The following is a 12,981-nucleotide window of genomic DNA, read 5'->3' as shown; positions in this document are numbered from 1 at the left end:
CCGATTTTACTATATTTTTTATTGGATCTGGCGAAAATGTTTTAATACGGCATTACTGTTTTCGCATACGTGTACCGTAACAATACGGCAAACACGGTCTAACATTTCACCAGTTTTGCAAATGAAGCAAACATTTTTTTCACGCCCACGCGGTCAAAATTAACCGTCACCTCAAAATCCTTGCCGCCGTCCGCGATCTTCTGCACCGTTCCCTCGCCAAATTTGAGGTGGCGGACTCGGTCGCCCTCGCCGTAGGAAAGATGGTCGGCCTTCTGGACCGTAAATGCCTTGCCAAATGACGGTGCCGGGCTGGCTGGACGGCTGCTGGAACTATAAGCGCTCTTATATGGATCCAGCGTGCGGCTAGAACCAGCACTTCCGGAACCATTCACACCGCCCCAGCCGCTCATCCGGGCTGCGCCGCGCTCCCAGGCGGCATCGTTCTCTGAAAGAGGGTGTTTTCCAGACATTCCGCCAATCCGCACCCGGTCGCCGTCTCCCGCGCCAGATACACCAAAGCTGCCCGTTGTCCAGCCAGAAGTCCCCGAATCTTCAAATCCGCGTCCGCCCCGGCTCATACCAGCAGCCCGTTCAAAGACGGTCGGCTGCTCTTCCTCGTCCAGAAGCTGCGGCGGAATCTCCTCGATGAAGCGGCTGACCTTCGCAAACCGCGTTTCTCCATTGACCATGCGCTGTCTCGCCGCCGTCAGCGTCAGTTCTTTCTCCGCACGGGTGATTCCGACATAGCAGAGACGCCGTTCTTCTTCGATGGCGTCCTTATCATCCGAAAAGATGGACATGCTGCTCGGAAACAGCCCGTCCTCCATGCCGCTTAAATAGACATACGGAAATTCCAGACCTTTTGCGCCGTGCAAAGTCATCAGGACAATCCTGTTTTCGGATTCGTCCAGACTATCTACATCCGCTACCAGCGCAACCTCCTCCAAAAATCCGTCCAGCGTCGGTTCCTCCGCCGTGCTCATATAGCCAGTCGCCTTATTAACCAGCTCTTCCACGTTCTGTAGACGTGTTTCTCCCTCGATCTCGCCTTCCGCCTCCAGATCCTTCTTATATCCCGTTTCTTCCAGAATCGCCTCGATAAGTTCCGGGATCGAAAGGGCCGAAAGCCGCGACCGGAAGTTTTCGATCTGCTCCGTAAACTTCTCGATCTTATCCGCCGCCTTGCCGATCGTCGGCACGCCGCGCACGCGCAGCAGCGCATCATAAAAGCTCATGCCATTGGCAGACGCATAGATCGTCACTTTTCCGATCGAGGTCGCACCGATGCCGCGCTTCGGCACATTGATGACACGCTGAACCGCCAGATCATCGCGCCCATTCGCAATCGTCTTTAAATAGCAGAGAATATCCTTGATTTCCTTGCGCTGATAGAAATTGACGCCACCGACCAGCCGGTACGGAATGCTGTAATAAATACATTTTTCCTCCAGAAGACGCGACTGTGCATTGGTACGGTACAGCACGGCAAAATCCGAATATTCCGCATTTTTCTCTTCTTTCTCACGCTCAATATCACGGATAATGGCGTCTGCCTCCTCGTATGCCGTGTCATACTGACGGAAGCGCACCTTCGGTCCCTCGTCATTCGCCGTCCACAGCGTCTTGTCCTTTCTGCCGCGGTTGTGGCGGATCACCTCATTTGCCGCGTTCAGGATGCTCTGGGTGGAACGGTAGTTCTGCTCCAGCTTGATAACGCGTGCGCCCGGAAATGCTTTCTCAAAACTTAAAATATTTTCGATATTTGCCCCGCGGAATTTGTAGATCGACTGGTCATCATCACCGACCACACAGATATTTCTGTACTTCTTTGCCAGCAGATCGACCAGCTTAAACTGTACAAGGTTCGTGTCCTGGTACTCGTCCACCATGATATACCGGAATTTATCCTGATAATATTCCAGCACATCCGCGTTTGCCTCGAAAAGCTCTACCGTTTTCACCAGCAGATCGTCGAAATCCAGGGCATTATTCTTCTTGAGTTCTTTCTGGTATTCCCGGTAAATCTGAGCAATCTTTTTCTCCCGGAAGTCCGCTCCCGCCTGCTGCTCAAACTCATCCGCCGTGATCCGGTCATTTTTCGCCGCAGAAATCCGTGACAGCACCGCCCGCTCCTTAAACTGCTTCGGATCCGCCTGCATTTTCTTGAGCACCTGCTTCATCAGCGTTTTCTGGTCGTCGCCGTCATAGATAGTAAAATTCGTGTCATATCCCAGACGGTCGATAAACCGGCGCAGAATCCGAACGCAGCTCGAATGGAAAGTGCTGACCCAGATCGCCTCCGCGCCTTCCCCCACAATCTTATCCACACGCTCGCGCATCTCCGCCGCCGCTTTATTGGTAAATGTGATCGCCATGATATTCCACGGCGCCACCCGTTTTTCCTCGATTAAATACGCAATCCGGTGTGTCAGGACGCGCGTCTTTCCTGAACCGGCGCCTGCCAGAACCAGGAGTGGTCCCTCCGTGTGAAAAACCGCCTCCCGCTGCATCGGGTTAAGTGTGTCGTATTTGCTCATATATATTTCGTTCCCTTCTATACTCTTATATAATCTATTTTTAATGACAAAAAGTATGTTCGAATACGCTCTAGTATAATCTATTTTCTCTTGGATGTCACGGAATTTTCATTGATTTTAAATTTCTCCTTGCTATCTGGTTTTCAAAACTATATAATATCACATAGAGAGTTCATGACAGCGGAAGCGCCAAAATCGCCTCCCTGTTTCGCAGCTTTCGAATTTCAACGCAGCGAGGTACATACATGAAATCAAACGAAGAACGCCTGCAGGATCTGCTGGCTTATGTTGATAGTCTGACCCGGGTGCATCCGTCGGAGATTCCCGGTATTGATTTATATATGGATCAGGTCACGACCTTCATGGACAGCCACCTGAACACTTCCAAATGGCTGGGCGAGGATAAGATCCTGACCAAAACCATGATCAATAACTATGCCAAAAATAACCTGCTGCCGCCGCCCGTCAAAAAACGCTACTCCAAGAATCATCTGCTGATGCTGATTCTGATTTATTATTTTAAAAATGTGATATCCTTTCGAGATATTGAGCAGCTCTTCTCGCCCATCAGCGAGCACCACTTTTCCCATGGTTCCAGCCCGGAATTAGAAGAGCTTTACAACGAAATCTTTTCGCTGGAAAAAGGGCAGCGCAAGCGCTTGCAGGAAGACGTCATGGCAAAATTTGACGCCGCCAGCCAGACATTCAAGGACTATGACTGTGAAGACCGCGAGTATTTACAGCTGTTCGCCTTTATCAGTGAGCTGGCGTTTGATGTCTATCTGAAAAAACAGATGATTGAAATCCTGGCGGAACAGCTCCGGCAGGAGACGCCAGTGAATCCGAAGAAGAAGAAATAGGCAGCACTTCCGCTGTACCGCCACACTCAAAAACAGGCTAAACAACAAAAATTTCAACCCATTGCACCATACACGATAAAAAAGACACTGGAATCACTTCCCCTTGTGGAAATTCTTTCAATGTCTTTTTTCTTTCATTTCTTTTTATCTTTCATTCAACCAGCTGCCAGCTCCTGGGACAATTCCACCCCAAGCCAAATTTGTCCATCTTTGGCAGGTTGGTTTGCTACACCTATGAAAGTACGCGCTTTATCTATCGTGCGTATATTCCTACTTCGTCTTACGCTTCCGTTTTCTCCGCCTCTTCCTGCTCTTTCACACGCGCAAATACCATATCATATCCGTCGCTTCCGTAATTTAAAGAACGGTTGACACGGCTGATCGTCGCTGTCGATGCGCCGGTCTTGTCCGCGATCTCCAGATATGTCTTCTTCTCGCGCAGCATCTTCGCTACTTCATATCTCTGGGAAAATGATAAAAGTTCATTAACTGTGCATACATCCTCGAAAAAGCTATAGCATTCGTCGGTATTTTTCAGTGTCAGAATCGCCTGGAACAGATGATCCACAGCTTCGGTTTTCAGTTTTTTATTCATAATGCAAGGCACCCCTTTTTAATATGTACTCCGAAAATATATTCATTTTTCCGTTTTTCTTATATTAACATATTAAAGTTTTAAAGTCTAGTATCTTGCCTATTTTTATGAATATTTTATTTTTCATCTGTTCACGCAATATACATTTATGCGAATCTGCCAAATCTTCTACAGCATAAACTTCTCCACCACATGAGCCACACCGTCGTCGTTGTTGGAATAGGTAATAAAGTCTGCAGCTTTCCGCACCGGAAGCACCGCATTCTCCATCGCTACACCTAATCCGGCATACTGAATCATCGTGAGGTCGTTGTAGCCGTCCCCACAGGCAATCATCTGCTCACGCGAAAGCCCGATGTGAGAAAGAAGGCGCTCTAACGACTGTGCTTTATCGATGCCCCTCGGAAGCACCTCCAGGAAAAACGGCTCCGAACGGTAAACGCTGAAATTCTTCCCCATCGCCGCCTTGACGCGCGGCTCGACCATCGCCAGGTAGTCTCCATCCTCCATCATCAGGTATTTCGGTACCGGATACGTGATCGCAGCTTCCATGTCGTCCACCTGTACTAACTCCATGCCGTTGATCCGCGCTTCCAACTTCGCATAGGGACTGTCACTCTGGTTCGTCAGAAGCTTTGCCCCCGCCTCATCGTAACTCAAAAGCCCCACCTGTTCCTCCTCGGCCAAGCGTATAATCTTCTGATTTGCCTCCTGCGGCAGGGAACGGCTGAATATGATCTCGCCGGTTTTGCAGTTCGTGATCCTGCCTCCATTAAACGACAGAATATAACTGCCATATTTTGCCAGCTCCAGCTCTCTCGCAAGCGGCAGCACTCCCGGCGTCGGACGCCCGGACGCCAGAACAATCTTCTTTCCGCGCTCCTGAAGCTCCATCAGACGCTGCTTCGTCTTTGGCGTAATCACCTTATCTCTGTTTGTTAAGGTTCCGTCCAGATCCAGGACGATAATCTCATAACTATGTTTTTCGGTCATATTTACTCCACATTCAAATCATACGTACTATTGTACACGTATATACGATACTTAGAAAAGATGAATTTGTCAATTAGCAACATGCCACATTACTTAATGCAATCCCTTCTTAACTTCTCAAATGGTTAACTCATATACTTCCGTTACTTTTGCCATTGCTTCCTGTATCCCCTCTATGAAAGATTTTTTTGCAATGCATCAATTAATTCCTCTACAACAATTGGCTTGGATAGAAATCCATTCATACCGTATTCCAGCGCTTCCTTCCTGTCTTCATCAAAAGCATTGGCAGTCATGGCAAGAATAGTGATTCCCGCCTGTGCCGGATCATCCAGGGCACGAATCCGCTTTGTGGCCTCATACCCGTTCATGACAGGCATCTGCACATCCATCAACACAAGATCATAACCGCCCGGTTTCGATTTTTCTACCTTCTCCACTGCCTCTGCTCCATTTTCGGCAGTGTCAACCAGAAAGCCATATTCATTCAGGATCTCCACCGCAATTTCACGGTTCAGTTCATTGTCTTCCACAAGCAATATACATCTGCCCTTGAAATCTGAACCTGCTGCCGGGAGAATATTATCCTCTTGCTCAGCCTGCCTCTGACCGATAGCTGTCATCAAGGTCTCTCTGATATCTGACATAAACATAGGTTTCGAACAGAATGCTGTAACCCCTGCCGCTCTGGCCTCCACTTCGATATCTGACCAGTCATAAGCCGTCAGGATAATGATTGGCGTATGGTCACCCAGACTGCGGATCTGACGGGTAACTTCAATGCCATTCATATCCGGCAGACACCAGTCAATGATATACGCATGGAATGCATCCCCCAGTTCCATAGACTGCCGCGCCCGGAGAACAGCCTCCTTACCGGAAAGAGTCCATTCTGAACGCATTCCAACCTTGACAAGCATCTTTGTCACACTGTCACAGGTATTAAAATCGTCATCTACAACCAGTGCCTTAAGACCTTCCAGCTCTGCGATCTTCTCTACATGGTGATGCTCAGGCTGAATCCGGAATGGCAGGCGGACAATAAATTCAGTTCCCTTGCCATATTCTGTCTGAACCTCGATAGTTCCGCCCATCATATTCACAATGTTCTTGGTAATAGCCATGCCAAGTCCGGTACCCTGAGTCCTGGTGACCGTGGAAGTCCGCTCCCTCTCAAAAGGAGAAAAGAGCTTCTGTACAAATTCCTGGCTCATACCGATTCCGTTATCCTTTACCTGGATCTCGTACAGCGCACTGCCGCTTTGCGTCCCCGGACACTGTTTGAGCCGGACTGAAACGGTTCCACCAGCAGGTGTAAACTTAACCGCATTGGACAAAAGATTCAACAGTACCTGGTTCAGACGCGTCTTATCACAATAGATATCCTCATTAGTCACATCCATTGCATCCATATAAAGCTCCAGCTGCTTCGCATGGATCTGCCCACCAATGATCGTCTTCAGGTCATGAAGCACATCCGACAGGCTGACCTCTGTTTCTTCCAGATGGATTTTTCCACTCTCAATCCGGCTCATATCCAGTATATCGTTGATCAGTGAGAGCAGGTGGTTGCTGGATGAAAGAATCTTACCCAGATAATCCCGGACTCTTTCCTTATCATCAATATTACTTACAGCCAGTGTGGTAAAACCGATGATCGCATTCATGGGTGTCCGGATATCGTGAGACATATTGGAAAGAAACGTACTCTTGGCCCGGTTTGCTGTCTCCGCAGCACGGACTGCCTCAGAAAGTGCCTGATTCATTTTCCTGTCAGAGGTACGATCCGACATAACCAAGATATATTTTCTTTTTCCGTTTACCTCGCTGCACATTGCAACATTATGAAACCAGCGCTGCTCTCCTGATTTATAATGAACGTATTCAAACTCCCATTCTTTCTGTTCATGAACCCGGATTCTCTCCAGATAATTTTTATCCGGTTCTTTCGGATTTTCAGAATGCAATTTTCCCAAAACATGAATATCCTTACGGATCTCTTCTACCGTAATCCCCAACAATTTTTCCGCATTCGGGCTGACGTAATCTGCCTGATATGTTCTAGCATCCAGCATCAGAAAAACATCATCTACATTCATTGACAGCTTCTGAAACAATTCGTCTCTATACAGGATCTCCGTATCCTTTTTCCTGAGGTTTGTTCTGCCTTTTTGAACAATAAAACTGATAAGTAAAGCGGCAATACAGAGCACGACTCCTCCCACGAGAAGCATTGTATTAAACTGCAGGCTATTCATACTGGCATTCACGATATCCGCCGGGACAAGTCCCAGAAACATCCAATCCTTGATATCTGATTTTTCATAGACCAGATAATAGCTCCTTCCATCAAGCTTTACCAGCTTCGCATCGGTACGTCCTTCTTTAAACTTCTCCGAAAGCTCATTGATCTCTCTTTCAGACATATCAGAATGCTCTCTCAGAACACCGAAGAAATTATACACTCTCCCCCATGACCCAGAAGAATGCTCCACCACAACACGACCATCCGGATGAATCACATAGTTCTGGGCATTTCCGTCGAAAGCAGAGATATCCAGTACATTTACGATATCAGAATTCTCATAGGCAATGGCAATCGCATCATATTCAAATCCCTGATAACTTCCATAGGCCTTGGGAGTTGCAAAAACAAGCAGCTGGGCTTTTCCAGGAACTGCTGCATTTGTTATCACATCACTTCCCTGTCGGAGCTCCTCTTCCATATTTCCCTGTAATCCAAGATACCCTGTTTCACCTGTTACCTTCTTATAGTTTCCGTCAGCTGACAGAAAAAAGAATTCTAAAAAGCCGGCATCTTCCTGTGCTTTCTCTATATAATCACGAATTTCGTCTTCATTGGAGGTGTTCTGCAGATTCTCTCCCCACATATGAAGATAGGTCAGATTCTTGTCTGTCAGTTCCCGCAGCATATTATCAGACTGATGAAAAATCTCTGTCAGATGAGACACACTTTCCTCATATACCGTTTTCGACACAAATTTAAAATATCGGGAAACCGTCAATACGATTCCAAGAAAAACAGCTATAACGACAGCTGCCTTGAATTGTTTTCTATTGACAAGTTTCTTTTTGTCTGTATTATGATTCTTAATATCCATTTTTCTCACCTCAGAGCCACATAGTCTTCAGGCTCTGCAAGAACGGCATCACCATCTGAAATATATCCTATCCAGGTATCCTTCACAGAAGTATCTCCCCTATCAAACACAATATTATCCTCTACCGGATAATTCTCCATGTGTTTAGGTATCGTCAGGCAGGTTACCGTGAACATATCATTGTCTTGAACTTTCTTTCCATCCTTCATAACTTTGCTCAATGTATAACCATCATCCGTTTCCCTGATCTCCACAGAAATACCGCTGACTACAGGTAGAGAACCGCTGTTAAAGGGAATAAAGCCTCCCTCATAGCCTTCCACAAAATTTCTGACAGTCTCTTTCAGCTCTGCCCCACTCATCTTACTGCTGTAAGCCAAAAGACCATTTGGCATGATCATGCTGCCCGCCATTTTTTTCGTATACCCGGCTTTCAGCACGTTTCCGGTAAAGCTGTTTCCGGTGGCGATCAGCACATCCGTCCCGTAGACACCGCGCAGCGTATTTGCCATAACCGAATAGGCTGCATTACCTCCACTGGCATGGAAACGATTGGAATAGAATTTCTGTGAATCCAGCAGGATATCCTCGGAGATAGTCTGCTGATTCAGAAGCTGGGTGTTAAAGGACTGATAAGCCTGCCCTGCATCGTATTCTCCTGCGATCATCTTAGATACTACATCCTTGGAAATAGAGAAGAAGTCATTTGACGCAATACGGATATACATGTGATTTTCTTCGATCACAGGTTTCACATCTTTCAGATATTCTGTAAGATGGATATCCACATCCTGGCTGTAGCTTAAGAGATCCTGACCATCATAAAGGATCTGGTTCTGAGCATCCTCTGAAAGCATTGTATCCAATACCTTCATGGCTTTCTTCCGTCGTGTTTCATCCTGTGCCAGATCACGGTTTAAAGCCACTTGAAAATAGGGTGTCGTCATCAGCCATTTTTCTCCATTCTCTTGAAAGAATGGCAGAAATGTTGTGTGAATGCCCTGATCCTGAAACATTTTAACACCGGAAGAGCTTCCAAAGTACATGGCAAGCTTACCACTTTTGAACAACTCAACCACATTATCATAGTTCAAATCCAAATCATCCCGGTTCAATCCTGTATCCCGGATAAACCGCTCCATCCGTTCAAAAGCCGCCGGCCAGACGGTATTGTCCAGACCTTCTTTCACTGTATGATCCGGGTCACTGTAGGTGGTGCGCCATCTGCGTCCGTCGGCAGAAGAAAGTTCTGACGCCGACAGGCCCTGCAGTGTCTCCATACAGGTATAGTCATAATAATAGTCTGCGGTAAACCCTCGGATTCCCACCTTATCAAATGCCTCGCAGGCAGAGACAAAGCTTTCATAGTCTGTTGGCAACGGGATATCATATTTTTCAAAAAGATCTTTGTTCACTACAAAGCCATGGGCATCCGCACACACCGGAAGCCAGTTTATGCTGCCATCCTCGTTCCTAAAATTGTTTAGATATGTATCATAGACAGCACCTGCCGCATTGGTTGTGGAAAGATCCATCAGGCTGTCTTTCAGCGAACTTGCATCATGCAGTGAAAAACGACAACAGGTTATAATATCCGGCAATCCTCCATTTTCATCAAGAAACTTATAAAAATCCAGATCATTATTTCCTACTACAAATTCAATGTTAATATCCGGAAGCTGTTCCTGAATATAGGGTGCATATTTTTCATACAGGTTTGTGCTCCATAAATACACCGTGATGGTTTCTGCATCTTCTTTTTCCGCTCTTTTCCCGCCGCAGCCTGATAAAAGTAATATGGCCATTACCATCACCAGGAATACAGCAAGTAACTTATTTCTTTTTTCCTTTTTCATTACGAATCCCCCTAAAACTGTGTTCCGCTAGTTCATAAATTACCTTTACCAGTAATTTTGCATCAACAGGCTTAGAAATATGTTCATCCATTCCCGCTTCTTTTGCTCTTATTCTGTCCTCCGTGAACGCATTTGCTGTCATTGCAATGATCGGTATCGTCTTAGCATCCTCTCTCTCCAGAGACCGGATCCTCTTCGTTGCTTCATAACCATTCATGACCGGCATCATGATATCCATGAGGATCGCATCAAATTCACCTAACTCACTTTTTTTGAATTGATCCACAGCTTCCTGCCCATTCCATGCCTTGGTCACGACAGCACCTTCATTCTGAAGCATAAATTCAGCAATTTCTATGTTCAGCTCATTATCTTCTGCCATAAGAATATGCAGTCCCTTTATAGATTTTCCATCTGATACATCTTTCTGTTCTTCCCATTTATCCGAATTCAGATCTATTTTAAATGGAACCTGGATCACAAAGGTAGTCCCTACACCATCTTCACTTTCAAAGGTAATGGTTCCACCCATTTTCTCAACCAGCTTCTTTGCAATCGACATTCCCAGACCCGTTCCCGCAAATTTTGTGCGGCTTCCTGCGTGTTCCTGTACAAACGGTTCAAAAATATGTTTCTGAAACTCTTCTGCCATTCCGATTCCGGTATCCCGGCAGACAAATTCTATCGTCGTCATCTCTGGCTGTTCGGATGGAATCTCCCGGCAGCTAATATAGATATATCCGTTTTTTCTGTTATATTTCACCGCATTCGACAGAATATTCATCATCACACGTTTCACATGTCCTGGACTTCCAATAAGCTTTCGATGTGTGATTTCTTTCTTCTCCCACACAATCCGGATATTCTGGTCTGCAGCCATCTGCTCGATCACAACAAGTACTTCCCGGGAAATACGGCTTAGATCAAATGGAATTTCTTCCAGAATCACTTCACCCGCCTCCAGCTTACTCATATCCAGGACATCGTTTACCAGCTCCAGCAACAGATTGGATGCCTCTTTCACCTTTGTTCTGTATTCTGTCTGTTTCTCCATATCATCTGCACAATGATCTGCCATATTGAGTAAACCGCAGATTCCATTAATCGGAGTCCGGATATCATGGCTCATCCTTTGGAGAAATTCCGTCTTCGCCCTATTGGCGGCTTCCGCCTTTTTGGCAGCTATCAGAAGTTCTGATTTATATTTTTCATCCTTTTCCCGCTCTTGTTTCTCATGTTCCAGATTGGTTCTGAAGATACAGGACCAAAATATACCAACTATCAAAGAATATAGAAAAATGACACCAGCCACACTTAATGGAAGGTTATGAAACACTTCCTCATCCAGAAGATATGCATAAATATAATAATCCCGCTGCTTCAGCATGATTCCGTAGCATCCGGTTCCTTCATTCTTCAAATGAAAAATATGCTGGCTGTCTGTGTGCTTTTTCATTGCCTGAATAACCTCATTGTCGGCCGTATTCTGCCCCAACAGGCTCTCATCGTTACTGGCAACAACGAGCCCATCGTCTGCAACAATAATTGTTCCATCTTTCTGGACACTATATCCATTTAAAAGCCCTTGTATCGTCAAAGTATAGTTTCTGGTAAATTCAGGAGATGTGTAATAGTAAATTGCCACAATACCCGGTGCGTCTTTTCTGGCGCAGGCTGCAATGTCGATCCGGGACCCGTCTTCCCTGGCAAGCCGTTCCGAATAGCTTCTTTCTTCATATCCTGTAAAATCCATGATAATTTCTTTTTGCAGATACTCCGTAATCTCATCCGTCAGAGACTCTTTTGTGCTATACTCACAGACCGTCTTTCCCTCTGCATCCAGTACAAGGATGCCATCCACCCAGAGAGTCTGCAGATTATCTTTTAGAAACTCCCGGCTTAACTGACCACCGTTTTCTCTTTCCATGTTAATATTGGTACTCATCTGTCTGGCACTTTCAATGGCACGGAGAAGGCTTTTGGATTCCGAAGATTCATTATAATGAGTATAGGTGGAACACTGCACTTTCACATAGTTTACAATCTCTACCATTCTTTCTTCTGCTTCCGCTTTTTCCGCATGAAAGAAATAAGTCAGGGAAACTACCGCCACACAGATTCCAAACAAAATACCAACTATTTCTATCTGCTTTTTCTTTGTCCTTCCCTTAATATCCAAGTTCATCCACCTCCAGATACCTTCCCGGATCATCCAGATATTTTTCAATGATTTTCAGGGATGTTCCATCCCGACGCATTTCCTCCAGGGTCTGATCCATCTGCTCACAGATTCCCCGGTCATCCTCTTTTGCAAAGGCAACCCCTATACCGGTGATCATCAGCGGCTCTTCCAGAATACGAAAGCTTGTGTCATAATCCTTCATATACTGGACAATCGATTCCTCATGTGCGGCAACTGCATCTACGTATCCTTTTCCCAGAAATGTATAGATCAGCTCCCTGTGTCCCAAACTGATCAGATTGCCCAGCTTTGGGATTCTCTCATCCGTCCGGTTCAGAAAAATACCTTCCGGTTTGGTTGTGGACTGAACAGCCAGATTCTTTCCCTCCAGGTCACTCAGTTTATAGATATCACTGCTCTCATTTACAGCAACCACCTGACGGCTTGCTATATACGGTCCGGCCCAGCGGTACTCGTCAAGGCGCCCTTCCATGGAAAAACAGCCCATGATGCAATCGATCTCCCCGCTCTCCAACAGTTCTTTTTTCTTCTCCCAGTTGATCTGGACAGGCTCCACCTGATAGCCCATTCTTCTGAACGCTTCTGTAGCCAGTTCTACATCAATTCCTGTCGGCACACCATCCTCATTCAGATAAGTGTATGGTGGATAGCTGTCGCTTCCCAGGGTGATGACGGGTTTTCCCGTTTCTTTTTTATTCTCACCTGTGTTTTTGCACCCTACCAGGGTAACTGCTAAGATTCCAACAAGCAGAATACCTGCGATCACTCTTTTTCCTTTCATTTTCATTCCATCCCTGTTATTCTTTTCTATTTCT

At 46.0% G+C, this 12,981-nt stretch carries 8 protein-coding genes; 1 reads left to right on the top strand and 7 read right to left on the bottom strand.

All coding sequences use genetic code 11. The annotated features are described in order from the left end of the window. Nucleotides 1-98 precede the first annotated feature (98 nt). A complete protein-coding gene (locus DWV73_RS00655; RefSeq protein WP_117795111.1) occupies nucleotides 99-2,537 on the bottom strand; it encodes a UvrD-helicase domain-containing protein in 2,439 nt (812 codons plus the stop codon). A gap of 245 nt (nucleotides 2,538-2,782) precedes the next feature. Here DWV73_RS00655 and DWV73_RS00650 point away from each other — a divergent pair, with 245 nt between their 5' ends. Further along, nucleotides 2,783-3,397: a DUF1836 domain-containing protein gene (locus DWV73_RS00650; RefSeq protein ID WP_022359749.1), complete on the top strand. Its 615-nt coding sequence runs from the start codon at nucleotides 2,783-2,785 to the stop codon at nucleotides 3,395-3,397. Nucleotides 3,398-3,677: 280 nt separating this feature from the next. On the opposite strand, the gene DWV73_RS00645 is transcribed toward DWV73_RS00650, so the two are convergent. From DWV73_RS00645 to DWV73_RS00620, 6 genes are all read right to left on the bottom strand, one after another. Next, nucleotides 3,678-3,992 carry a YerC/YecD family TrpR-related protein gene (locus tag DWV73_RS00645; protein ID WP_022359748.1) on the bottom strand — a complete coding sequence of 105 codons (315 nt, stop codon included), beginning with the start codon at nucleotides 3,990-3,992 and terminating at the stop codon, nucleotides 3,678-3,680. 168 nt (nucleotides 3,993-4,160) lie between these two features. Next, nucleotides 4,161-4,985 carry a Cof-type HAD-IIB family hydrolase gene (locus tag DWV73_RS00640; protein WP_107001580.1) on the bottom strand — a complete coding sequence of 275 codons (825 nt, stop codon included), beginning with the start codon at nucleotides 4,983-4,985 and terminating at the stop codon, nucleotides 4,161-4,163. A gap of 173 nt (nucleotides 4,986-5,158) precedes the next feature. Then, on the bottom strand, nucleotides 5,159-8,107 hold the full coding sequence (locus DWV73_RS00635; protein ID WP_117795108.1) for a PAS domain-containing hybrid sensor histidine kinase/response regulator: 2,949 nt from the start codon (nucleotides 8,105-8,107) through the stop codon (nucleotides 5,159-5,161). A gap of 5 nt (nucleotides 8,108-8,112) precedes the next feature. Beyond that, nucleotides 8,113-9,963: an ABC transporter substrate-binding protein gene (locus tag DWV73_RS00630; protein ID WP_107001582.1), complete on the bottom strand. Its 1,851-nt coding sequence runs from the start codon at nucleotides 9,961-9,963 to the stop codon at nucleotides 8,113-8,115. Beyond that, a complete protein-coding gene (locus DWV73_RS00625; RefSeq protein WP_117795106.1) occupies nucleotides 9,941-12,148 on the bottom strand; it encodes an ATP-binding protein in 2,208 nt (735 codons plus the stop codon). Before DWV73_RS00625 ends, DWV73_RS00630 begins: the two co-directional genes overlap by 23 nt. Continuing rightward, on the bottom strand, nucleotides 12,132-12,947 hold the full coding sequence (locus DWV73_RS00620; RefSeq protein ID WP_117795738.1) for an ABC transporter substrate-binding protein: 816 nt from the start codon (nucleotides 12,945-12,947) through the stop codon (nucleotides 12,132-12,134). The genes DWV73_RS00625 and DWV73_RS00620 overlap by 17 nt, the downstream gene beginning before the upstream one ends. Nucleotides 12,948-12,981: the final 34 nt, after the last annotated feature.

It is taken from the genome of Clostridium sp. AF12-41, assembly GCF_003461685.1.
GTDB lineage: Bacteria > Bacillota > Clostridia > Lachnospirales > Lachnospiraceae > Otoolea > Otoolea fessa.
Note: the sequence above shows the minus strand (reverse complement) of the source record. Positions and strands in the feature narration are given on the sequence as shown.

Excerpts from the sequence above, each read along its gene's own strand:
- DWV73_RS00655 (WP_117795111.1), bottom strand. The coding sequence starts at position 2,537 with ATGAGCAAATACGACACACTTAACCCGATGCAGCGGGAGGCGGTTTTT.
- DWV73_RS00650 (WP_022359749.1), top strand. The coding sequence starts at position 2,783 with ATGAAATCAAACGAAGAACGCCTGCAGGATCTGCTGGCTTATGTTGAT.
- DWV73_RS00645 (WP_022359748.1), bottom strand. The coding sequence starts at position 3,992 with ATGAATAAAAAACTGAAAACCGAAGCTGTGGATCATCTGTTCCAGGCG.
- DWV73_RS00640 (WP_107001580.1), bottom strand. The coding sequence starts at position 4,985 with ATGACCGAAAAACATAGTTATGAGATTATCGTCCTGGATCTGGACGGA.
- DWV73_RS00635 (WP_117795108.1), bottom strand. The coding sequence starts at position 8,107 with ATGGATATTAAGAATCATAATACAGACAAAAAGAAACTTGTCAATAGA.
- DWV73_RS00630 (WP_107001582.1), bottom strand. The coding sequence starts at position 9,963 with ATGAAAAAGGAAAAAAGAAATAAGTTACTTGCTGTATTCCTGGTGATG.
- DWV73_RS00625 (WP_117795106.1), bottom strand. The coding sequence starts at position 12,148 with ATGAACTTGGATATTAAGGGAAGGACAAAGAAAAAGCAGATAGAAATA.
- DWV73_RS00620 (WP_117795738.1), bottom strand. The coding sequence starts at position 12,947 with ATGAAAGGAAAAAGAGTGATCGCAGGTATTCTGCTTGTTGGAATCTTA.